Annotated in this window: 20 protein-coding genes; 10 read left to right on the top strand and 10 right to left on the bottom strand. The window is 59.4% G+C overall.

The annotated features are described in order from the left end of the window. Positions 1-6: 6 nt before the first annotated feature. The 4 genes from ABJH13_RS14180 to ABJH13_RS14165 form a co-directional block, all read right to left on the bottom strand. Entirely contained in the window at positions 7-1,290 is a 1,284-nt protein-coding gene (locus ABJH13_RS14180) for a DUF3422 domain-containing protein (RefSeq protein ID WP_348406872.1), read from the bottom strand. 201 nt (positions 1,291-1,491) lie between these two features. Continuing rightward, positions 1,492-2,988, bottom strand: coding sequence for an NAD(P)(+) transhydrogenase (Re/Si-specific) subunit beta (locus ABJH13_RS14175; protein WP_348406871.1), 1,497 nt, complete (start codon positions 2,986-2,988; stop codon positions 1,492-1,494). Between the two features lie 14 nt (positions 2,989-3,002). Continuing rightward, positions 3,003-4,577 (bottom strand): Re/Si-specific NAD(P)(+) transhydrogenase subunit alpha, encoded by a 1,575-nt coding sequence (locus tag ABJH13_RS14170; RefSeq protein WP_348406870.1) that lies wholly within the window; start codon positions 4,575-4,577, stop codon positions 3,003-3,005. Positions 4,578-4,702: 125 nt separating this feature from the next. Next, entirely contained in the window at positions 4,703-5,152 is a 450-nt protein-coding gene (locus tag ABJH13_RS14165) for an isoprenylcysteine carboxylmethyltransferase family protein (protein ID WP_348406869.1), read from the bottom strand. Positions 5,153-5,387: 235 nt separating this feature from the next. Between ABJH13_RS14165 and ABJH13_RS14160 the strand changes: the two genes are divergently transcribed. Continuing rightward, positions 5,388-6,539 (top strand): DUF2130 domain-containing protein, encoded by a 1,152-nt coding sequence (locus tag ABJH13_RS14160; RefSeq protein ID WP_348406868.1) that lies wholly within the window; start codon positions 5,388-5,390, stop codon positions 6,537-6,539. Between the two features lie 218 nt (positions 6,540-6,757). On the opposite strand, the gene ABJH13_RS14155 is transcribed toward ABJH13_RS14160, so the two are convergent. The 4 genes from ABJH13_RS14155 to ABJH13_RS14140 form a co-directional block, all read right to left on the bottom strand. After that, complete coding sequence (locus ABJH13_RS14155) at positions 6,758-7,534, bottom strand: gamma-glutamyl-gamma-aminobutyrate hydrolase family protein (RefSeq protein ID WP_348406867.1); 777 nt, start codon at positions 7,532-7,534, stop codon at positions 6,758-6,760. A gap of 99 nt (positions 7,535-7,633) precedes the next feature. Further along, positions 7,634-8,059 (bottom strand): heme-binding protein, encoded by a 426-nt coding sequence (locus tag ABJH13_RS14150; protein ID WP_348406866.1) that lies wholly within the window; start codon positions 8,057-8,059, stop codon positions 7,634-7,636. Between the two features lie 66 nt (positions 8,060-8,125). Beyond that, on the bottom strand, positions 8,126-10,267 hold the full coding sequence (locus ABJH13_RS14145) for a malate synthase G (RefSeq protein WP_348406865.1): 2,142 nt from the start codon (positions 10,265-10,267) through the stop codon (positions 8,126-8,128). Positions 10,268-10,350: 83 nt separating this feature from the next. After that, positions 10,351-10,512, bottom strand: coding sequence for a DUF2256 domain-containing protein (locus ABJH13_RS14140; protein ID WP_348406864.1), 162 nt, complete (start codon positions 10,510-10,512; stop codon positions 10,351-10,353). Positions 10,513-10,697: 185 nt separating this feature from the next. On the opposite strand from ABJH13_RS14140, the gene pepN reads away from it, so the two are divergent. Continuing rightward, complete coding sequence (gene pepN, locus ABJH13_RS14135; protein WP_348406863.1) at positions 10,698-13,247, top strand: aminopeptidase N; 2,550 nt, start codon at positions 10,698-10,700, stop codon at positions 13,245-13,247. A gap of 3 nt (positions 13,248-13,250) precedes the next feature. After that, a complete protein-coding gene (locus ABJH13_RS14130) occupies positions 13,251-13,991 on the top strand; it encodes an SDR family oxidoreductase (protein ID WP_348406862.1) in 741 nt (246 codons plus the stop codon). 29 nt (positions 13,992-14,020) lie between these two features. Here ABJH13_RS14130 and ABJH13_RS14125 read toward each other — a convergent pair whose 3' ends face one another. Next, positions 14,021-14,671 (bottom strand): transglycosylase SLT domain-containing protein, encoded by a 651-nt coding sequence (locus tag ABJH13_RS14125; protein ID WP_348406861.1) that lies wholly within the window; start codon positions 14,669-14,671, stop codon positions 14,021-14,023. A gap of 320 nt (positions 14,672-14,991) precedes the next feature. On the opposite strand from ABJH13_RS14125, the gene ABJH13_RS14120 reads away from it, so the two are divergent. From ABJH13_RS14120 to ABJH13_RS14110, 3 genes are all read left to right on the top strand, one after another. After that, a complete protein-coding gene (locus tag ABJH13_RS14120; protein WP_348406860.1) occupies positions 14,992-15,483 on the top strand; it encodes a hypothetical protein in 492 nt (163 codons plus the stop codon). An 84-nt stretch (positions 15,484-15,567) separates the two neighbouring features. Beyond that, positions 15,568-17,079, top strand: coding sequence for an Asp-tRNA(Asn)/Glu-tRNA(Gln) amidotransferase subunit GatB (gene gatB, locus ABJH13_RS14115; protein ID WP_348406859.1), 1,512 nt, complete (start codon positions 15,568-15,570; stop codon positions 17,077-17,079). 76 nt (positions 17,080-17,155) lie between these two features. Next, positions 17,156-17,605, top strand: a complete 450-nt coding sequence (locus ABJH13_RS14110) for a DUF4177 domain-containing protein (protein WP_348406858.1) — start codon at positions 17,156-17,158, stop codon at positions 17,603-17,605. A gap of 9 nt (positions 17,606-17,614) precedes the next feature. On the opposite strand, the gene ABJH13_RS14105 is transcribed toward ABJH13_RS14110, so the two are convergent. Beyond that, a complete protein-coding gene (locus ABJH13_RS14105) occupies positions 17,615-17,872 on the bottom strand; it encodes a BolA family protein (RefSeq protein WP_348406857.1) in 258 nt (85 codons plus the stop codon). A 74-nt stretch (positions 17,873-17,946) separates the two neighbouring features. Between ABJH13_RS14105 and ABJH13_RS14100 the strand changes: the two genes are divergently transcribed. The 4 genes from ABJH13_RS14100 to ABJH13_RS14085 all read left to right on the top strand — a co-directional run bounded on the left by ABJH13_RS14100 (position 17,947) and on the right by ABJH13_RS14085 (position 23,420). Next, positions 17,947-18,573 (top strand): J domain-containing protein, encoded by a 627-nt coding sequence (locus ABJH13_RS14100; RefSeq protein ID WP_348406856.1) that lies wholly within the window; start codon positions 17,947-17,949, stop codon positions 18,571-18,573. Positions 18,574-18,696: 123 nt separating this feature from the next. After that, on the top strand, positions 18,697-19,683 hold the full coding sequence (gene cobS / locus ABJH13_RS14095; RefSeq protein WP_348406855.1) for a cobaltochelatase subunit CobS: 987 nt from the start codon (positions 18,697-18,699) through the stop codon (positions 19,681-19,683). A 33-nt stretch (positions 19,684-19,716) separates the two neighbouring features. Further along, positions 19,717-21,594: a cobaltochelatase subunit CobT gene (gene cobT / locus ABJH13_RS14090; RefSeq protein ID WP_348406854.1), complete on the top strand. Its 1,878-nt coding sequence runs from the start codon at positions 19,717-19,719 to the stop codon at positions 21,592-21,594. 35 nt (positions 21,595-21,629) lie between these two features. Further along, positions 21,630-23,420 carry an aminopeptidase P family protein gene (locus ABJH13_RS14085; RefSeq protein ID WP_348406853.1) on the top strand — a complete coding sequence of 597 codons (1,791 nt, stop codon included), beginning with the start codon at positions 21,630-21,632 and terminating at the stop codon, positions 23,418-23,420. The last annotated feature ends 25 nt before the right edge of the window (positions 23,421-23,445 follow it).

Genomic DNA, 23,445 nt, shown 5'->3' with positions numbered 1-23,445 from the left:
GCCCGCCTACTCAGCGCTCTTGCGCAAGCGTCCCACCATCCACCACACCATCCCCACAACCGGCACTGTGATCAGCGCGGTCAACATGCCCTTGCTCATCCCCGTGACCTGCGTCAGCGGATATAACGCATACCCCACCAGCGACACCGCGTAGTAGCTGATCGCCACCACCGACAGCCCCTCAACCGTCCGCTGCAACCGCAATTGCAAATCTGACCGCCGGTCCATGCTTTCTAACAAGGACTGGTTCTGCGCAGACCGCTCTACATCCACCCGCGTCCGCAACAGGTTCGACGCCCGGATAGACCGGCCCGACATCGCCTCCAACCGCGCCTCGGCGGAATGTACCGTGCGCATCGCAGGCGCATACCGGCGCATCATAAATTCCGCAAAATGCTGCCGCCCCTGAAACCGTTGCTCGCGCAGCGCGGCAATCCGTTGATCCACCAAAGCCTCATAGGCCCCCGTCGCCCCAAACCGAAACGACGACCGCGCCGATAAGGTCTCCAACTCGGCCGAAATCGCCAGCAAATCCTCCAACGTCTCGTCGGCCGATGCGCTATCGTCGCTCATCGTGCCCATCAACCCCGTCAGCTTGGTATCCAGCGCGTTCAACTGCGGTTGCAACGACCGGACACGCGCAAACCCCAGCATCGACATGGTTTTGTAGGTCTCGATCTCGCACAGGCGCTGTACGATCCGTCCAATGCGCCGTGCACCGGTCTGCGCATCCACAAACACCGCGAACCTCAGATGCCCATTCAGGTCGATCCGAAAGTCCCCCGCCACAACAGCTGCATCATCCAACACCGACGACACCGCCAAGCTCTCAGAGACGAACCAGTCTTGCAAAGGCCCCGAAATATCATCCGCAGTTTCAGGCATGGGCACGATATTTAACAATATCGACGTCATGCGCTGGCCCGGTGCCGCATCCAGCCAATCAGAAGGAAACACATCAAATGCTGCGGGGTCAAACGCCCGCCCCACCCCGTTTTCCGCAAAGGCCGTGTAGGTCACAAACTCTGTGTGCTGCTCCCACTTGAGCCAATACCGCCCGATCTGACCGTAGTAATGCGTGGCCCCGGGTTGTGGGTGCGGCGCGCCGTGGCGGTCCAATAGCGCCACAAGATGCGCTACATCCTGCGCCCGGTCCCGGCTCACGGCATCGTCGGGTTGTTTGATCGCCACATAAACCGCAGAACACGGCGCAGACATCGATGGAAATGGCCGTGCGTGTAACTCGTTGGCCAGCTTATAACGTAACGGGTGGTCGCAGATCGGGGGCATATTAGAACTCCAAGTTCCCTCTTATGGGTAATGCTCGGCCCAGCGATGTCAAATATTTTCTAAATATTTATCAATGCGTTAAGTGGATACCATCGCATACCAAAAGGCGCAACACCCGCGCGCCAGCCACGCCCGAGCCCCCAAACGCAAAACGCCGCCCCCCTTCGGGAGCGGCGCATCACATCTACAAAAGACGTGCTATCAGTCAATCATCGGCAACAGTTTATCCAGCGATGCCTTGGCATCCCCATAGAACATTCGAGTGTTGTCTTTGAAAAACAACGGGTTTTCGATGCCCGAATAGCCCGTGCCCTGCCCACGCTTGGACACAAACACCTGCTTGGCTTTCCAGCATTCCAGAACCGGCATACCGGCGATGGGGCTGTTTGGATCATCCTGTGCCGCTGGGTTCACGATGTCGTTGGACCCGATCACAATGGCCACATCCGTCTCAGGAAAGTCCTCGTTGATCTCGTCCATCTCCATCACGATGTCATAGGGCACCTTGGCTTCGGCCAGCAGCACGTTCATGTGGCCGGGCAAACGCCCCGCTACAGGGTGAATCGCAAATCGCACGTTCTTGCCTTGGGCGCGCAGCTTTTTGACCAGCTCGCTGACCGCTTGTTGTGCCTGTGCCACCGCCATGCCGTAACCGGGGATGATGATCACGCTGTCGGCCTCGTTGAGGGCTGTGGCAACGCCGTCCGCTTCAATCGCGATCTGTTCGCCTTCCACGGCCATCTGTTCGCCCGCAGGGCCGCCAAAGCCACCCAAGATAACGCTGACAAACGACCGGTTCATCGCCTTACACATGATATAGCTAAGGATCGCCCCAGAAGAGCCCACAAGCGCACCCACAACGATCAAAAGATCATTGCCAAGGCTAAACCCGATCGCCGCTGCCGCCCAACCAGAATAGCTGTTTAGCATGGATACAACGACGGGCATATCCGCCCCGCCGATGCCCATGATCAAGTGATAGCCAATAAACAGCGCCAGCACCGTCAGCACAACCAACGTCCAGCTGCCCGATCCGCCCATATACATGATCGCCAGGATCAGCGACAAACCCGCCGCACCTGCGTTAAGCATGTGCCCACCGGGCAGTTTCGACGCAGAGCTGTCGACCTTGCCTGCCAGTTTGCCATACGCAATGACCGACCCGGTGAAAGTGACCGCACCGATCCAGATACCCAGCACCAGTTCAACCCGAAGGATGCTGATTTCAACGCCGGTTTTCTTGGCGATCAGTTGACCGAAAGACGACAGCCCCTCGTAGATCTCTTTGGGCAGGCCAACGGCGCTGTAGCCATCCGCCGACAATGCACCCAAAACGCCACCGTTTTCCGCATAAAGCGCGCTGACATCGTTGATCATCAGATCGGCGTTAAAGCCGACAAACACCGCCGCCAAGCCCACAAGGCTGTGCATGATCGCAACCAATTCGGGCATCTGCGTCATCTGCACCTTGGTGGCCAGTTGATAGCCAACCGCCGCACCCAGCGCGATCAGGATGATCGAGACAAAGCCCAACCCCTGTCCGGGGCCGATCAAGGTCGCAGCAACTGCGATCCCCATCCCAGCAATTCCGTACCATACCGCGCGTTTTGCGCTTTCTTGGCCGCTCAAACCACCCAAACTCAGGATGAAGAGAACCGCCGCGACCGCATAGGCCGCAATCGTAAATCCGTATTCCATGGTCCCCTACCCCCTTAAGATTTCTGGAACATGGCGAGCATGCGCCGTGTCACAAGGAAGCCGCCAAAAATGTTGATCGATGCCATGAAGACCGCAAGGGCCGCCAAAAGCGTGATCAAAAATGAACTCGACCCGATCTGGATAACCGCACCCAGAATGATGATCGATGAAATCGCGTTTGTGACCGCCATCAACGGCGTGTGCAGCGAATGCGCCACACCCCAGATCACCTGGAACCCGATAAACACGGCCAGAATGAACACGATAAAGTGCTGCATAAAGCTGGCAGGTGCCACAAGCCCAACCGCCAACAACAGCGCGCCACCGATGGCCAACAAACCGACCTGATTGCGGGTCTGCGCCTTGAAGGCTTCCGTTTCGAGCGCGCGTTTTTCGTCTGCGGTTAGCTCTTTTGGGGCCTCCTTCTTGGGGGCTACCGCGATGGCGGCCACCTTGGGTGGCGGCGGCGGAAAGGTGACCTCTTTGGCGTGGGCAATCGTCGCCCCACGGATCACATCGTCTTCCATGTTGTGATCAATCACACCGTCTTTTTCGGGCGTCAGATCTGTCAACAAATGGCGAATGTTGGTGGCATAAAGGCTAGAGGCCTGCGTGCCCATCCGGCTGGGGAAATCGGTATACCCGACAATCGTCACACCGTTTTCGGTCACGATCTTTTCGTCCATGACGGTCAGCTTGCAGTTGCCGCCCTTTTCAGCCGCCAAATCGATGATCACCGAACCGGGCTTCATCGCGGCGACCATGTCTTCGGTCCACAGCTCTGGCGCGTCGCGGTTGGGGATCAACGCAGTGGTGATCACAATGTCGATATCAGGTGCCAGTTCGCGGAACTTGGCCAACTGTGCCTCGCGGAATTCAGGCGAAGACACCGACGCATAGCCGCCCGCAGACGACCCGTCTTGTTGTTCTTCTTCGAAATCCAGATAGACAAATTCGGCGCCCATAGATTCGACCTGTTCGGCCACTTCGGGACGCACGTCAAAGGCATAGGTGATCGCACCCAGCGACGTCGACGTGCCAATAGCCGCCAGCCCGGCAACACCAGCGCCCACAACCAAAACCTTCGCCGGGGGCACTTTGCCCGCCGCCGTGATCTGGCCCGTAAAGAACCGGCCAAAGTTGTTGCCCGCCTCGATCACCGCACGGTAACCGGCGATATTGGCCATGGACGACAAGGCATCCATCTTTTGCGCGCGGCTGATCCGGGGGATCATTTCCATCGCGACGACCGTGGCGCCTTTTTTGGCGGCGGCCTTCATTTTGGTTTCATCCGCAACGGGGCTAAAGAACGACACCAGCGTCTGACCCGCCCGCAGGCGTTTCATTTCGGCGTCATCCGGCACCCGAACCTTGGCGACCACATCTGCGGCCTTCCACAAGGCTGCTGCCGTTTTGGCGATTTCGACGCCCGCGGCTTGATAATCAGCATCCGCAAAGCCGGCCTTGGCGCCAGCCCCCGCTTCTATGATGCATTCATGACCCAACTTTTGAAGCTGCGCGGCACTATCAGGTGTCATTGCCACCCGTGCTTCGCCTTCAAAAACTTCTTTTGGTGTTCCGATCTTCAACTGAAACTCCCCCCTTTGATGCGTGAGTACGCAAATTGGTACGCAGACGTGGCCTGTCCACTACCGCTTGATCTCCTAAGGTACAAGTCGCGCGAGAACATGCAACGCCTCTTGGCGGGCATTTCTCAAACCCATCTGCGTGTTTTTTTGGCATAACGGGCGAAATCGGCGCGAAATTCCCGCCGCATTCGGGCTTCTTCCGGGTCGATAAATCGCCGCTCAAGGATCCAGACCAAGATGGGCACCAACGTCAATGCCAACACCGCATCCCAATACAAACACAGCCCCGCCAAGATGAACACATCCGCCAGATAAATCGGGTTGCGTGTGCGTGCAAACACCCCCGACTGAATCAATGTGGCGGGCGTTTCATGCGGGATAATCGTCGTTTTGTGTTTTTTGAATTCGATCACCGCCAAAAGCGCCAACATAAGGCCGCCGCCCACGCATATCCCCGCCAACAACAGGGTCACAGGGTGCGCAAGGCTCAGCCCAAAGGGCAGATGCCGCCCCTGCGCCCAAGCCAATGCAGCGCATCCAATCAACCAAACCGGCGGCATATCGACCCATTTCATCGGGCCATACCACCGAAATCTGTGGATATGCCGCCAGACACCCGCCGCAAGGGGCCGCCTGTTAGGTCGGGCCGACGGGAATGTTCGTTTATGCTGCGCATACCGCACCCCTTTGTTGTTAGGCGCAAACTACCCCGTGCATCCGGGCGAGACAACATCGCACGGCGCGTGCAGGCTGGAGACGCGCCATGTTCCATGATAGGGTGGATCTTCTGAAAATTGCCAAGGTAGCCGCATGTCCGAGCTGAAAATCCAGTGCCCCAAATGTTCCAACGAAATTGAGCTGACCGAGCAATTGGCGGGCCCGATGGTGGCCGACCTTCAGGCGTCGTTTAACGCCGAATTGGCCGCCCGCGATGCCAAGGCCGCAGACGCATTGGCGGCGGCACACGCGCAGGCCAAAACAGCCGCACAGGCAGAAACAGCCGCCGAACAGGCCGCGTTGCACGACCGAGTAAAGGCCCAAGATGAAAAGTTGCGCGAGGCGCAGGCCGCCCAAGCCGCTGCATTGAAACGCGAGCAAGAGTTAAAAGACAAAGAGGCCGAGATGGAGCTGACGTTACAGAAAATGCTCGCTCAGGAACGTCCGGCCTTGGCCGAAAAACTGGCCCGAGAGGCGGATGAAAAGGCGGCACTAAAGATGGCCGAACAGGCGCAGGTCATGGAAGGCATGAAGCGCCAGATCGAGGCGTTAAAGCAAAAATCAGAACAAGGCTCGATGCAGACCCAAGGCGAGGCGGCTGAAATTGTTCTGGAAGAAACCTTGGCTGCGGCCTTTCCGATTGATGCGTTTGTGCCAGTGGCCAAAGGCGTTAGCGGCGCGGATGTGCGCCAAAACGTGACGGGGCCAAACGGGGTCGCAGGCAGTATTTTGTGGGAAAGCAAGCGCACGAAAAACTGGACAGCGGGCTGGTTGGCCAAACTGCGTGATGACCAAAGGACGTCAGGCTGCGAGATCGCGGTCATCACCTCTCAGGCGCTGCCGGATGGGGTCGAAAGCTTTGGTATGGTTGACGGCATCTGGGTGTGTGCGCCGCGCTATGCGGTGCCGCTGGCGTCGTCGTTGCGGCAGGGGTTGATTGATGTCGCCGGTGCCAAAGGCCGCGCGATGGGGCAGGAAACCAAGATGGAAATGATCTATGATTACCTGACGGGCACGCAGTTCAAACAACGTGTCGACGCCATTGTAGAGCGGTTTGAGGACATGCAGGACAATTTGCGCAAAGAACGGGTCTTTATCGAAAGGCAATGGGCGCTACGGGCCAAACAGATCGACCTGGTGATTGCATCAACGGTTGGGATGCACGGCGATCTGCAGGGTATCGCGGGACGATCTATGCCCGAAATTGAGAGCGTCGAGACACTTTTGATCGGGAAAGACGCCTAGGGAATGCCCTATCGCCGTGGCCTGTCACACGGTTTCGCTGGCGATGTTCCCGCCGCAGGGCCGACAACTGTTGGAGTGCGGCCTTTGGTGGGGCCATTCGCGGGCTGCGGCCAAGCGAACAGACTTTTCTGCTCCCCCGGTTTTAACGATGCATCGTTCTATGCCGGGCACGCCCAGCGCTGCGCGCCAGACATATACCACAGCACCCTGCCCGCGCTTTAAGCCACCTGCGCCGGGTTCATCTTGCGCCCGTCAGACCACGCCCGCACGGCCTCACCAAAGGCCGCAAACAACGGCCGCGACACAGGATCACGGTCTGCTTCATATTCCGGGTGCCACTGAACCGACAACGTGAACCCCGGCGCGTCCTTGATAAACAACGCCTCCGGTGTGCCGTCGGACGCGACACCATCGATCACCACGCGCGACCCCGCCGTTTTGATCCCCTGACCGTGCAGCGTGTTTGTCATCACCTCGCGGGCGCCCATCAATTCATGGAACACACCCCCTTCGGTGAAGGACACCGTGTGACGCAGCTCAAACTTTTCCTCCAACGTGCCATCAGGGGGCATACGGTGGTTCATACGGCCCGGTAGATCCCGAATTTCGGGATGCAACGACCCGCCCATGGCCACGTTCACCTCTTGAAACCCGCGGCAAACGCCCAAAAACGGCTGACCCCGTTCCACGCAGGCGCGGATCAGCGGCAACGCCAAAGCATCCCGCGCCCGGTCGAAATCGCCATGCGCCTCTGTGGCGGCTTCGCCGTATTCCTCGGGATGCACGTTTGGCCGCCCACCGGTGAACAAGAACCCGTCGCATGTCTCGAGCAGTTCATCCACGGTGATATAGTCGGGGTCCGTCGGCACCATCATCGGGATGCACCCCGACACAACCGATACCGCGTCGGAATTCATGGTGCCCCCCGCGTGCACGGGGTATTCGTCATTCAGCATATAATGGTTGCAAAATACGCCAACAACAGGCCGCGTCATGACAAAGTCCTTTCGATTATCTCTGCAAACCCTATCTTTGCACGGACAAGGTTAATAGGCTCTCACCGCGCAAAGATATGTGCAAAAATGCAAAGTGCCTTAGCTTTCAGCAATAAGACCCGCTGCCTCAATACCTGCCAAGCCCGCCACGACGTCATTGTCAGATGTATCGCCTGTCACGCCGACCGCACCAATCACGACGCCCTTTTTGTCCTTTAGCAAAATCCCGCCGGGAACAGGGATCACATTGCCGCCGTAGGCGCCGTTCACACAGCCCATGAAATAGGGCTGGCTTTCGGCGCGCGCCATTTGCGCCGAACCGGGCATGCCCAACATCACCGTCCCATATGCCTTGCCAAACGCGATCTCGTACCGGCCCGGTGCCGCGCCATCATCGCGCTCAAACGCTTGGGGGTGGCCGCCTGCGTCCAACACAATCACAGACAGTGGTTTCAGACCCATCTCGCGGCCCTTTTCAAAGGTCTTGCGGATGATCGTGCGGGCTTTTCTTAGGTTAATCGTCATGTTGTTTCCTTATGTCCTATCGCAGATCTGTGCTGCGGGCGGGGGTGTAGGCCCCCAATTCATGCGTTACGTCGCAGCTTTCAGCTCCAGACGGCGCGCGTGCAACACCGGTTCGGTATAGCCTGCCGGTTGCACACGGCCCTTGAACACCAAATCACAAGCCGCCTGAAAGGCGATCCCGTCAAACCCCGGTGCCATCGGCTGGTACAGCGGATCGCCGGTGTTTTGACCATCGACAACCTCGGCCATCTTGCGCATCGCGGCCATGACCTGCTGGGCATCGACCACGTCGTGGTGCAGCCAGTTGGCAATATGTTGCGCAGAAATCCGGCAGGTCGCGCGGTCTTCCATCAGGCCGACACCCTGCATGTCCGGCACCTTAGAGCACCCTACGCCCTGATCAACCCACCGCACCACGTAGCCCAAAATACCCTGCGCGTTGTTTTCAACTTCACGGATTTTCTGCGCATCGGTCCATTTTTGATAGGTCGCCAGCGGGATGTTCAACACCGTATCCACATAGGCGCGCCGCCCCCCGGCCCGCAGCGATTTTTGCACCGCAAACACATCGACCTTGTGGTAATGCAGCGCATGCAATGTCGCGGCCGTCGGGCTGGGCACCCAGGCGCAATTGGCCCCCGATTTGGGGTGCTCCAGCTTTTGCTCCAACATCGCCGACATCAGATCAGGCATGGCCCACATGCCTTTGCCGATCTGCGCACGCCCCGACAGGCCACATTCTAACCCGATATCCACGTTTTGGTTTTCATACGCACCGATCCAGCTTTTACGCTTGATGAAATCTTTGCGGCTAAAGGGGCCCGCCTCCATCGACGTATGGATCTCGTCGCCGGTGCGATCCAGAAACCCGGTGTTGATGAACGCCACACGCGATTTCGCAGCGCGGATACATTCCTTTAGGTTCACCGACGTGCGCCGTTCCTCATCCATGATCCCCAGTTTCACGGTGTACTGCGGCAGGCCCAAAATCTCTTCGACGCGGGTGAATATACTGTCTGCAAATGCGACCTCTTCGGGGCCGTGCATCTTGGGTTTGACCACATACACCGACCCGGTCAACGAATTGCCACCCTCGCGCGCTAGGTCATGCATGGCGATCACGGTGGTGATCATGGCGTCCATCACGCCCTCGAACACCTCATTGCCGTCCTTGTCCAGAATGGCCGGGTTGGTCATCAGATGGCCCACGTTGCGCACCAACATCAGCGCGCGTCCCTTCAGCGTGACCTTGGTGCCATCAGGGCCCGTCAGAATGCGGTCGGGGTTCAACGCGCGGGTGATCTGCGCGCCGCCCTTTTCAAACCGCTCTTCCAGATCGCCCTTCATCAGGCCCAGCCAGTTGGAATAAGCGCCTATTTTGTCTTCGGCATCCACGCAGGCCACCGAATCTTCGCAATCCATAATCGCGGATACCGCGCTTTCCATCAGAACATCTGCCAAACCCGCCTGATCGCGGCTGCCGATGGCATGGGTGCGGTCAAACACCAGCACCACATGCAACCCGTTGTTGCACAGCACCACCGTGTCGGGCGCCTTGGCGTCGCCGGTGTAGCCCACGAATTTCTCGGGCTCGACCAAGAACTGATCGTCAATCAGCAACGCGCCCTTGTGCACGTAATACCGCTGCGCATCCGCGTGACTGGTTCGGGTGACGGGAAAGGCTTCGTCCAGGAATACCCGTGCGCGGGCAACAACACGCGCCCCGCGCCCATGGTCATACCCACCCGCAGGCGGCACGCTGCCCATCGCATCGGTGCCATAAAACCCATCATACAGGCTGCCCCAACGGGCGTTCGCCGCATTCAGCGCATAGCGCGCGTTGGTGATCGGCACCACCAGCTGCGGGCCCGGCACATGCGCGATCTCGTCATCCACGTTGGCGGTGTCGATCTCGAACGCATCGCCCTCTTTGACCAAATACCCGATCTCACGGAGAAAGTCGCAATAGGCGTCGTGGTCATGGGGCTGGCCTTTGCGACCCACATGCCATGCATCGATCTTGGCCTGAATGTCTTCGCGCTGCGTCAGCAGGTCGCGGTTTTTCTGCGCCGTCTGGCCCACAAGGTCGCTGAACCCCTGCCAGAACGTATCGGGTGTGATCCCCGTGCCGGGCAGCGCGCGCGTGTCGATAAATTCGGCAAGCGCTTGTGCCACCTGCAACTCATTTTTCTGCTGATATCCAGCCATTCGGGGCGCTCCTTACAGATTTTTCCGATATTTGGGGGAAGGTGTAGGGCGAATGTTTCCGATAGGCAACAAAACTGGTCGGATTATTTGACCAGTTTCTGCGTGTCGCCGCGGTTGCGATTGCGCCGGCACCGATCCGAACAATACCGCACCTCGGTCCAGACCTTTTCCCACTTCTTGCGCCACGTGAAGGGCAAGCCACACACAGCACAGGTCTTTTGTGGCAGATCTTTCTTGCGCCGCATGTGGCTTACCTCGTGTCTGTTGACCCCTGCATCCCTCGCGGATTTGTGCGGCAGATATCTCTGCGCGGGGCGCGGGCCGGTTCCTCTACACCGACATAGCCTGCGAATGCCGGGTTGCGACCCCGAGCGCGCTTAACTAACGTCGCCTCATTCTCTCCGGTTTCAAGAAAGATGCAGGTGACCTGATGCGCGACGCGGCCCCCCAGACAATTTATCTCAAAGATTACACCCCCTTCGGTTTTGATGTGACCTCGGTCGCATTGACCTTTGACCTGCATCCAACGGCCACGCGGGTCACAAGCCGCATTGCCTTTGCCCCCAAACCCGGTGCCGCGCCCGAGATGTTTTTGCACGGTGAAAACCTAACGCTGATTTCCGCGCATATTGACGGTGTGGCCGTCACCCCCGACGTGACCCCCGAAGGCCTGACCTGCCCGGTGCCAGACACGCCCTTTATCTGGGAGACCGAGGTCGAGATCGACCCGCAAGGCAACACCGCGCTGGAGGGTCTGTATATGTCGGGCGGCATGTATTGCACCCAATGCGAGGCCGAAGGGTTTCGCAAGATCACCTATTACCCGGACCGCCCCGACGTAATGAGCACGTTTAACGTAACGGTAAACGGCCCCCACCCGGTGTTGCTAAGCAACGGCAACCCGGTCACGGCAACGGACGGCCACGCAGAATGGCACGACCCCTGGCCCAAACCCGCCTATTTGTTCGCGCTTGTGGCCGGTGATCTGGTCGCGCATCCGGGGGAATTTACCACTCAATCCGGGCGCAAGGTCGCGCTGAACCTCTATGTCCGGCCCGGCGACGAAGGCAAATGCGCCTTTGGGATGCAGGCGCTCAAAGACAGTATGACGTGGGACGAACAGGTCTATGGCCGCGAATATGACTTGGACATATTCAACATTGTGGCCGTGGATGACTTCAATATGGGGGCGATGGAAAACAAGGGCTTGAACATTTTCAACTCTTCCGCGGTTTTGGCCTCTCCCGAGACCTCCACCGACAGCAACTTTGAACGCATCGAAGCGATCATCGCCCACGAGTATTTCCACAACTGGACAGGCAACCGTATCACCTGCCGCGATTGGTTCCAGCTGTGCCTCAAGGAAGGGTTGACCGTCTACCGAGACAGCCAGTTCACATCCGACATGCGGTCTACGCCTGTCAAACGTATTTCGGACGTGATCGACCTGCGCGGGCGGCAATTCCCCGAAGACCAAGGCCCCCTGTCCCACCCGGTGCGGCCCGAAAGCTTTCAAGAGATCAACAACTTTTACACCGCGACGGTTTACGACAAAGGCGCCGAGGTGATCGGCATGTTGCGCCGGTTGGTGGGCAAGCAAGCCTATGACGCCGCCCTGACCTTGTATTTTGACCGCCACGACGGGCAGGCCTGTACCATCGAAGACTGGTTGCAGGTGTTCGAAGACGCCACCGGCCGCGACCTAAGCCAATTCAAGCGCTGGTACAGCCAAGCAGGCACGCCCACCGTCACTGTCACCGATAGCTGGACGTCAGGGGTTTACACCTTGACCTTCACGCAAGATCTGCCCCCTTCGGCAACCACCCCAACGCCGCAACCGCAGGTGATCCCGATTGTCACGGGCCTGCTGTCGCCCAGCGGTGACGAACTGCTGCCAAGCCAAGTTTTAGAGCTAACCGACCGCACCCAGTCCTTCACCTTTGAAGGGTTGCCTGAACGGCCTATCCCGTCGGTGTTGCGCGGGTTTTCGGCGCCGGTTGTGCTAAAGCACGATCTGGCTGAAGACCACACCGCGTTCTTGCTGGCCCACGACACCGATCCGTTCAACCGCTGGGAAGCCGGGCGCGATCTGGCCCGCGCCAGTTTGCGCAGCATGATCCGCGAGGGCGCCGCGCCTGACGCCAAATACCTCGATGGGTTGCGTGCTGTCTTGGCGGATGAGACGCTCGACCCTGCCTACCGCGCGCTGATGTTGGGGCTGCCGTCACAATCCGATCTGGCCCGTGCGTTGCACGATGACGGCGTAACGCCCGACCCCGATGCGATCTGGACCGCGTCCGAAACCATGCGCGACGCACAGGCGGACCATTTCGCAGACCTGCTGCCGGGCCTTTACACCGCCCATCAGGTCCAAGGGTCCTACGCGCCCGACGCCGATCAAGCAGGCCAACGCAGCCTTGCCAATGCCACCCTGTCATTGTTGGCGCGCCGCGAAGGCCCCGACCGGGCGCAGGCGCAATATAACAGCGCCGATAACATGACCCAACAACTGGCTGCATTGGCCGTTTTGTTGCGCCAAAACGCGGGCGACGCGGCACTGCACGCCTTTGAAAACCAATGGGCGCATGACCGTCTGGTGATGGACAAATGGTTTGGGTTGCAAGTCATGCAAGCCACCCCGGAAACGGTGGTGAAAATCGCCGAAAACCTTACCCAGCACGATGATTTCAATTGGAAAAACCCCAACCGTTTCCGGGCGGTCATGGGCGCTTTGGCGACGCATCACGCAGGGTTTCATCACGCCAGCGGTGCAGGTTACCGCCTGCTGGCCGACTGGTTGATCAAGCTTGACCCGGTCAACCCGCAAACCACCGCGCGCATGTGTGCCGTGTTCCAGACCTGGACGCGCTATGACACCGACCGTCAAACGCGCGTCGCGGCACAGCTGGACCGTATTCTTGCGCTGCCTGATTTGTCGCGCGACACCACCGAAATGCTCACCCGCATCCGAGGATCCTAAACCATGAAACCTGTTCTTTTGATCACCGGTGGGTCGCTCGGCATTGGCGCCGCCTGCGCCCGGATCGCCGCAACCCAAGGCTATGATATCGCGCTAAATTACCGATCTAGCGCCACAGAGGCAGAGGCCATCGCCGCAGATTGCCGCGCCGCCGGATCCAAGGTGGTATTGTGCCAGGGCGACGTGTCTGACCCTGCGGCAATTGCCGACATCTACGCCAAAATCGATGCCGAATTTGGCCGATTGAATGCGGTGATCAACAATGCCGGGGTGGTCGATCAAACCGCCCGCCTGACCGATATCGACCACGCCCGCTTGCGCCGGATGTTCGACATCAACGTGATTGGCGCGATGTTGGTCGCCAAAGAAGCCGTGATCCGCATGCAGGCGCAGGGCACAGGTGGTGTAATCGTAAATATGTCTTCGGCGGCGGCGCGGCTGGGGTCTGGCAATCAGTACCTTGATTATGCGGCGTCCAAGGCCGCGATTGACTGTTTTACCAAAGGCTTGTCTGATGAGGTCGCCGCGCAAAACATCCGCGTGATGGCGGTGCGGCCGGGGCTGATTGAGACCGAAATTCATGCCAAAGGCGGCGAACCCGGCCGCGCCGACCGGTTGGCCCATATGGTGCCTATGAAACGCAAAGGAACTGCCGAAGAGGTCGCCCGGGCCACGGTCTGGTTGCTGAGCGACGATGCGAGCTACGTGACCGGGTCGACGCTGGATGTCACGGGGGGCCGTTAACCTGCTATTCCGACAGGGTGTTGGGCAGGCTACCTGTCAGACCCGCTGATAAACCGTGGCTTCTTGCGCACGACAGGTTCGGGGGCCGGAGGGGCGGCGCAATAGGGCTGGGCGCTGACCCAATCGGCGATATCACTGCGTTTTGAGGCCACCCGCATCGGCCCCCAATCTGCGGCCACACCGCGCCATTTGGCATCCCGCCCCGCCACGACCCCGTCGCGCGGCACAGTCACCGCCATGATGCGGATTGCGCAGCTCAGATTGGCGCCGCCGTCTTTTAACGCAGCCCCACTGCGCGCCTGACAGCCGTACCCGCGCGCCGTGGCAGGCAAGATTTGCAGCAACCCATACCACTTGCCGCCGCCGCCCACGGCCCAGGGTTTGTAGGTGCTTTCGTGTTTCGACAAGGCCGACATGAACCCGACCCAAAAGGCTTCACGGCCCGCTTGGCCGGCTTGTTCGTAATAAGGGCACCAGTCGGAAATATCGCGGGGCACCATGCTGACCAACGGCTGGCCATGGGTGCGCAGCGCCTCAAGCGCGCGCGCGTTCCATTGGGTGTGATTGTCCATATGGCTCCACCGCATCGGGGGCAATGGCGTGGTGGTGCCGGTGTCCGCGGCAATCGGCGACACCGGCAGGCACATCAGGGCGGTCAAAAGAACAGCTGTAAATTTCATCCGTCTTCTATGCGTCGAGACGCCCACCTTGCGCAACTGTCTTGGCCTACCACGGCCCCGGTTGGCGAAATTTGCGCCTGCGCGACACGGCTGGCGTGTATCGCGGCTCCCTCGCACGGCTCATCCGCGTGTTTTCTTTGAAATAGCGGGCGCAAGGCCCCACATACACGTCAGCCGTTGACATGCGCCGCGCGTCAGGAAACAGGCACACGGGATATCATCGCGCCGCTGCCGTGTTGCTGCCATGTTTCAGACAAAAAGCACCGCTATAGGTGATTGTCTGAGCAAGCATTGCGCGCACGGGCGCCGAAAGGACGATCATGGGCAACATCCCCGCAGACGCCACCCACTGGGACAGCGGAGACTGGATCGAATGGCATCGCACCAGCGCTGTCTCTGAGCAACGTGTGGGGTTTTACACGGCCCCCTCAGACGACCCCATCGCCCGCCTGCACGCCCTGCACACACGCCTGTTGCACAGCGCGCGCGGCTATCTGGACCTGACCGGCCAGCACCTGCCGATTTATGACGAAATCGCGCGGGTCCACGCCGCCATCGCGCTGGATCTGCCCGCCACGGACCCGCTGTTGGCCGCCGACGCCCCAGAGGGTGTGCAGGTCATCGCCCTGCCCCCATATGCTACCAATAATATCGTTCACATCAATCTCGTGCGGCCTTTTTGCTGCCTGATTGTGGTGCGCATCAAAACGAACTTTACCTCAGAGGCCCGCATGGTCGCGCGCAAACAATTGCCCCCCAGCAGTGACACCGTGTTGGAAATGCGTTGGACGGATCTGCCCACCGCCCTCTAGTCTAGGTGATCGCGGGGCTTGCAGCAGCGCGCCCGCTGGCCTAAGACCGCACCCACACTCAGACACGCCTGACGAGGGACCGCGATGCTTGATTTGACCTATGACACCCCGACCCCCAAAACCATTGCCGGGGCCAAGCATGACTGGGAACTCGTGATCGGCATGGAGGTGCATGCGCAGGTCTCCTCGAACGCCAAGCTGTTTTCTGCCGCCTCGACCACATTTGGAGCCGAGCCCAACAACAACGTATCTTTTGTCGATGCGGCGATGCCCGGCATGCTGCCCACGATCAACGAATATTGCGTTGAACAGGCCGTGCGCACGGGTCTGGGCCTCAAGGCGGCGATCAACCTGACGTCGGCCTTTGACCGCAAGAACTATTTTTATCCTGATTTGCCGCAGGGTTACCAGATCTCGCAGCTGTATCACCCCATCGTCGGCGAAGGCGAAGTGTTGGTGGAAATGGGCGACGGCAAGGCCCGTCTGGTGCGCGTCGAGCGCATTCACCTGGAACAAGACGCGGGCAAATCGATCCACGACATGGACCCGAATATGTCGTTTGTGGACCTCAACCGCACCGGTGTTGCCCTGATGGAGATCGTCTCGCGCCCTGATATCCGAGGCCCCGAAGAGGCCGCCGCGTATTTGGCCAAGCTACGCCAGATCCTGCGGTATCTGGGCACGTGCAACGGCGACATGCAATCGGGCGCGATGCGCGCGGATGTCAACGTATCGGTCTGCCGACCCGGCCAGTACGAAAAATACCACGCGACGCAAGATTTCAGCCATCTCGGCACGCGCTGCGAGATCAAGAACATGAACTCGATGCGGTTTATCCAAGCCGCGATCGACGTCGAAGCCCGGCGCCAGATTGGCATCATCGAGGCCGGTGGCACGATTGATCAAGAAACCCGCCTGTATGACGCCGACAAAAACGAAACGCGCTCTATGCGGTCCAAGGAAGAGGCGCATGACTACCGCTATTTCCCCGACCCTGATTTGCTGCCTTTGGTGATCGAACAGGCGTGGGTGGATGACATCGGTGCAAACCTGCCCGAATTGCCCGACGCCAAGAAAACCCGGTTTATGGCTGATTTCGGCCTGTCAGATTACGACGCCTCGGTGTTGACCGCTGATCTTGATTCGGCGGGTTATTTTGAGGCCGTGGCTGCGGGCCGCGATGGCAAGACGGCCGCCAACTGGGTGATCAACGAATTGTTCGGGCGTCTGAAAAAAGACGAATGCGACATCACAGACAGCCCCGTCAGCCCCGCGCAACTGGGCAGTGTGATCGATCTGATCGCCTCGGATGCGATATCGGGTAAAATCGCCAAGGATCTGTTTGAAATCGTCTATACCGAAGGCGGCGACCCGGCGCAGATCGTCGAGGCACGCGGCATGAAGCAGGTCACCGACACCGGTGCCATCGAGGCCGCCGTCGATGAGATTATCGCCGCCAACCCTGATCAAGTCGCCAAGGCGCAGGAAAACCCCAAACTGGCCGGTTGGTTCGTTGGCCAGGTGATGAAAGCCACAGGCGGCAAGGCCAACCCCAAGGCGGTCAACCAGCTGGTGGCGCAAAAGCTCAAGGGCTGATGCAGCCGCCTGACCGCGACGTGAGATAAACAGACCCCATCCGGGGTGCGAAGGTTAGATATTTGGAGGTCGGCGCATGCCACAGTACCAGTACCGGGTGATCCCCGCACCCACGCGCGGCGTCAAGGCCAAGGGTATCAAGACCCCTGAAGATCGGTTTTCCAACGCCGTCGAAGGCGTGATGAACGACATGGCCGCCGATGGTTGGGAGTATCAGCGCGCCGAAACACTGCCTGCGACAGAACGCGCGGGGTTCCGCTCTACCAAGACGGAATGGCGCAATGTTCTGGTGTTTCGCAAGCTTGTGACCCCCCCTGTCGTGCAGGCAAACCACGCCCCGTCTGAGCCCCGTCAGGAACCACAGATAACCACCCCGCAAACCCCCGAAGACGACGCATCACACAGCGCAGGCGCCAGCCGAATGCTGAGCGATAACGGCGTCGAAGAGCCCAGCGATGTCGCTGGGATGACCAACTCCCTGACGCAGCTCGCAGCCACGCGAAATAAAGAAAAAACAGACGCTTGAAGTGCGTTCTTAAACGTCTACATCAAGCGCCAATGCGTGGATTTCTGCGATCAACGTACGCCCGATGGCTGCGTGAATTGCACGGTGCCGGGCCAGCCGGTTCATACCCTTGAACGCCTCCGCACGGATCGCCACGTTAAAGTGGCTTTCACCTTCATCCGAATACCCTGCGTGACCGCGATGGCTCTCGCTGTCATCGATCACCTCTAATGTGTGCGGCGCAAATTTCTCGCGCAGCCGATCTTCAATCTGTTGGCGTTTCGACATTTTTTTGCTGATGCCCCTTCCCTCTTTCGACGTGCAGTCTAAACTAGGCCGCCTCGACTCGTATAGGTGTTAAAATGACCAAACCTGATCCCTTTGGGTTCGACATGTCTGTTTCGTCGTCCAAGAAAAAGAACCCGCGCGGGCGGCGCAGCTTGTCGGGCGCGTCTGAAACGTCAACGCGGATATGCGACCACGAGGGCTGCAACGAGCCCGGTAAATATCGCGCGCCCAAGGCCCCCGATGTGCTGGATGATTTTTTCTGGTTCTGTCAGGCGCACGTGCGTGAATACAACCTGAAATGGAATTTCTTTGACGGCACCACCGAAGCTGAACTGAATGCGCAGCTGACCAAAGATAAGGTCTGGGAACGCGAAACCAAGCCGGTAGGTGACCCAGAAGCCCGCGCGTGGGCCCGTTTGGGCATCGAGGACCCGCATCAGGTGCTGGGGGCCAATGCGACGCAAAACCCGGGCCGTGGTGCACAGGCAGGGCGTCGCTTGCCCCCCACCGAACGCCGCGCCATAGAGATTTTGGAAGCTAAGGACACTTGGACCAAGCCAGAGGTCCGCAAGGCCTATAAAAAGCTGATCAAAGTCCTGCACCCCGATATGAACGGCGGCGATCGCAGCCAGGAAGAGCAGCTGCAAGAAGTCGTCTGGGCGTGGGATCAAATCAAAGGCAGCCGCAACTTTAAGGGCTAAGGGCGCACCCACTTTCGCCGTGTTGAGGGGCGGTGCCCCTTGCACAGCGCCGAGATATGTTGCACCAGATGTTCCGGGCCATGGCAGGCCGTATTTCGCATTTTTGTAAAGGGGTGAGACCTCATGGCCGACGGCGCATTGGACATCAACACGAAGCCAACCGAAGAAATCAACGTCCGCGACGTGTTTGGCATCGATACGGACATGGTGATCAAGGGCTTTGCTGAAAACAGCGACCGGGTGCCGGACGTCGACAGCACCTACAAATTTGACCCCGATACAACGCTGGCGATCCTTGCGGGCTTTGCGCACAATCGTCGCGTGATGATCCAAGGGTATCACGGCACGGGCAAATCCACGCACATCGAACAAGTCGCCAGCCGGTTGAACTGGCCTGCGGTGCGGGTCAATCTGGACAGCCACATCAGCCGGATCGATCTGATCGGGAAAGATGCGATCAAACTAAAAGACGGCAAGCAAGTGACTGATTTCCAAGAAGGTATCTTGCCTTGGGCCCTGCGTAACCCAACTGCGATTGTGTTTGATGAATATGACGCGGGCCGCGCGGATGTGATGTTTGTGATCCAGCGCGTGCTGGAAGTTGACGGCAAACTAACCCTGCTGGACCAGAACAAAGTGATCACCCCGCACCCGTTTTTCCGCATCTTTGCGACGGCCAACACCGTGGGTCTGGGCGACACAACCGGTCTTTATCACGGGACCCAGCAGATCAACCAAGGTCAGATGGACCGGTGGTCGCTGGTCGCCACACTGAACTACCTGAGCATCGATGCAGAGACCGCAATCGTGCTGTCCAAGAACCCGCATTACAACACCGAAAAGGGCCGCAAAACCGTCAAGCAGATGGTCACCGTCGCCGATCTGACGCGCACCGCGTTCATGAACGGCGATTTGTCTACGGTGATGTCGCCGCGCACGGTGATCGCATGGGCGCAGAACGCTGAAATTTTCCGCAACGTGGGGTATGCGTTCCGGCTGAGTTTCCTGAACAAATGTGATGAACTGGAACGGCAAATTGTCGCGGAGTTCTATCAACGTTTGTTTGACGAAGAACTGCCCGAAAGTGCGGCGAGTGTAAGCCTGGGGTGACGCGCGACTTCGGTCCGGCAAGGAGCTTTTTGCATGTCTAAACCGTCTGACAACCCCGCCGACGCCTTTAAAAAGGCGCTTGGTGAAGCCACCAAGGTGATGGCAAACGACCCCGAATTGACCGTGTCTTATTCCGTTGACCCGGCGGGAATGTCGGGCGAATCCATGCGGTTGCCGCAGGTGTCACGGCGCATGACCCGCGACGAGGTCATGTTGGCGCGGGGCACCGCAGATGCGCTGGCGCTGAACCGTCGCTATCACAACGGCCAAACCCACGCCAAATACCAGCCTCAGGGCGATATGGCGCGGGATCTCTACGAGGCGATGGAAACCGCGCGCTGCGAGGCAATGGGCGCGCGTGACATGCCCGGCACCGCCGGTAACATCGACGCCAAGATTTCGCATGAGGCCATGCGCAAAGGCTATGATCAGGTCACACAAGCGGCGGATGCGCCATTGGCCACGGCCGCGGGCTATTTGATCCGGCATTTGGCCACTGGGCGTGATTTGCCGTCTGGCGCGCAGAACGTCATGGAATTGTGGCGCGGGTTCATCGAAGAGCAATGCGGCGGCACGCTGGAAAATCTGGACGAGACGCTGAGCGATCAATCGGCGTTTGCCAAATTCGCGCGCCAGATGATTTCTGACATGGGGTACGGCGATCAGCTGGGCGACGACCCTGACCAGATCGACGAAGACCAAGAAGACGAGGCCGAAGAGGGATCTGACGACGATTCAGAACCCGATAGCACCGGCCAGGATGATCAGGACGAAGAAGACGCAGAAGGCACGCCCGAGCAAAGCCAAGAAGAACAACAAGACGCCAGCCAGGCGCAGGTGTCCATGGACGACATGGCCGATCAGGAGCTGGGCGAAGAGGCCGACATGCCCGAGGGCGACGCCCCGATGGAGCCCCCCGCCCCTCTGCCGACATCAGATGCCGACCCTAATTATCTTGTCTATCTGGCAGAGCACGACGAAGAAATCGGCGCCGAAGAATTGGCCGAACCGGCCGAGCTAGAACGCCTGCGCGCCTATCTGGACCAACAGCTCGAACCGCTGAAAGGCGCCGTAAGCCGTTTGGCCAACAAGCTGCAGCGACGCTTGCAGGCGCAACAAAACCGCAGTTGGGAATTTGACCTCGAAGAGGGTATGCTTGATGCGGGCCGTTTGGCGCGTGTTGTGGCGAACCCCACGACGCCGCTGTCGTTCAAGGTCGAAAAAGACACCGAATTCCGCGATACGGTGGTGACGCTACTGCTGGATAACTCTGGCTCTATGCGCGGGCGGCCCATTTCGATTGCGGCCATTTGCGCCGATGTTCTGGCCCGCACGCTGGAACGGTGCAACGTCAAGGTCGAGATCCTCGGCTTTACCACCCGCGCGTGGAAAGGCGGGCAGGCCCGCGAGGCATGGCTAAACGATGGCCGCCCACAACAACCCGGTCGTCTGAACGACCTGCGCCATATCATCTATAAATCTGCGGACGCCCCATGGCGGCGGACCCGGCCCAATCTGGGCTTGATGATGAAAGAAGGCCTGCTGAAAGAAAACATCGACGGCGAGGCACTGGAATGGGCGCACCGCCGGATGATGATGCGGCATGAGGCGCGCAAAATCCTGATGGTTATTTCTGATGGCGCGCCGGTGGATGACAGCACCCTATCGGTGAACCCCGCCAATTATCTGGAAAAACACCTGCGCGATGTGATCGCCATGGTGGAAAAACGCCGTGCGGTCGAATTGCTGGCCATCGGGATCGGCCATGATGTGACGCGCTATTACGACCGCGCCGTAACAATCACCGATGTAGATCAGCTGGCCGGGGCGATGACCGAACAGCTGGCCGCGTTGTTTGACAGCGACCCGCGCGCGCGCGCCCGGTTGATGGGAATGAACCGCGCCGGTTAAACGCAGATTTGACACAACAGTGAATGAGGGCACCCATGTTTCAGAGCTTTGATGTGACCGCCCGGCCCGAACAAGGGCCGCCCCGATTGGCAGCCTTGCGCGTGGTCATGGCCGCGCAGGCCTGTGATGCATTCTTGGTGCCTCGCGCAGATGCGCATCAGGGGGAATATGTCGCCCCGCGCGACGACAGGCTGGCATGGCTGACAGGGTTCACCGGGTCGGCGGGGTTTTGCGCGGTGCTGCCCGATGTTGCAGGTGTGTTCATCGACGGGCGGTACCGCACACAGGTCAAGGCGCAGGTGGCAGATGTGTACACGCCGGTGCCTTGGCCCGATATTACCTTGGGCCCGTGGCTGGCAGATCGGCTGCAGGCGGGTGCGATTGTCGGGTTTGACCCATGGTTGCACAGCGCCGGGCAGATCGAAACACTAGAAACCTCCTTGGCGGCGGCAGGCATCAAAGCGCAGGCCTGCGACAATTTGGTAGACCGCGTCTGGGATGATCAGCCCGCGCCGCCGATGGGCCCCGTCAAGGCGCACCCCTTGGAATTTGCCGGCGAACCCCATGCGGAAAAACGCGCGCGACTGGCAGCAGGGTTGCGCACAGATGGGCAGTGCGCGGCGCTGATCACATTACCAGATTCGATCTGTTGGTTGTTGAACATTCGTGGGTCTGACATCCCTCGCAACCCTGTGGCCCAAGGCTTTGCGATTTTGCATGACACAGGGCAGGTCGATCTGTTCATGGCACAGGGCAAACTGTCACAGGTCATCGATCATCTGGGCCCCGATGTGACGGTACATGCCGTCGACACATTAGAAACCGCCCTACAGGCCTTGGGTGGATCTGTGCGCGTAGATCGTAGTACCGTGCCCTATATCCTTGCGGATTTGTTGGGGGATCGCGCCGATTTCGCGGGCGACCCCTGCGCCCTGCCAAAGGCACGCAAAAACCCCGCCGAAATCGCAGGATCAGCCGCCGCGCATTTGCGCGATGGTGCCGCGGTTGTTGAACTGCTCGCGTGGCTCGATGCGCAACCTATAGGCAGCCTGCGCGAAACCGACGTGGTGACCAAGCTCGAAACCCTGCGGCGCAGCGACAACGCGCTACAAGACATCAGCTTTGAAACCATCGCAGGGACCGGGCCTAACGGCGCAATCATGCACTACCGGGTCACCGAAGACACCGATAGCACGCTGCACGACGGGCAGTTGATCGTGCTGGACAGTGGCGGGCAATACCTTGATGGCACAACAGATATCACCCGCACAATCGCCATCGGCGCCCCCCCACACGAGGCCTGCGCCGCATTCACCCGCGTGTTGCAAGGCATGATCGCCATGAGCTGCCTGCGCTGGCCTGTGGGCCTTGCCGGGCGTGACATCGAAGCGATAGGGCGGATGCCGCTGTGGCTGGCCGGTCAAGATTTCGACCACGGGCTGGGCCACGGCGTTGGCGCGTATCTAAGCGTGCACGAAGGGCCCCAGCGGCTCAGCCGGGTCAGCCAAGTGCCGCTTGAGGCCGGGATGATCCTATCGAACGAACCGGGGTACTACCGCGAAGGCGCCTTTGGCATCCGTATCGAAAACCTGATTGTCGCACAGGACGCCGCCCCCAAACCCGGCGGCGACACCCATCGCAAGATGCTTGATTGGCGCACATTGACCTTTGCGCCCATTGACCGGCGCCTTGTGGTGGCAGATATGCTGACACACTCAGAACGCGCATGGATTAACAGTTACCATGCTGAGGTTGCAGAAAAAATCGGCCCGCGCCTATCGCCCAGTGCCAAAACATGGTTGGATGCCGCCACATCACACATCTGACTGTTCTGCCACACATGCGCGTATT

This window comes from Roseobacter sp. (assembly GCF_039970775.1).
Taxonomy (GTDB): Bacteria; Pseudomonadota; Alphaproteobacteria; order Rhodobacterales; family Rhodobacteraceae; genus Roseobacter.
Note: the sequence above shows the minus strand (reverse complement) of the source record. Positions and strands in the feature narration are given on the sequence as shown.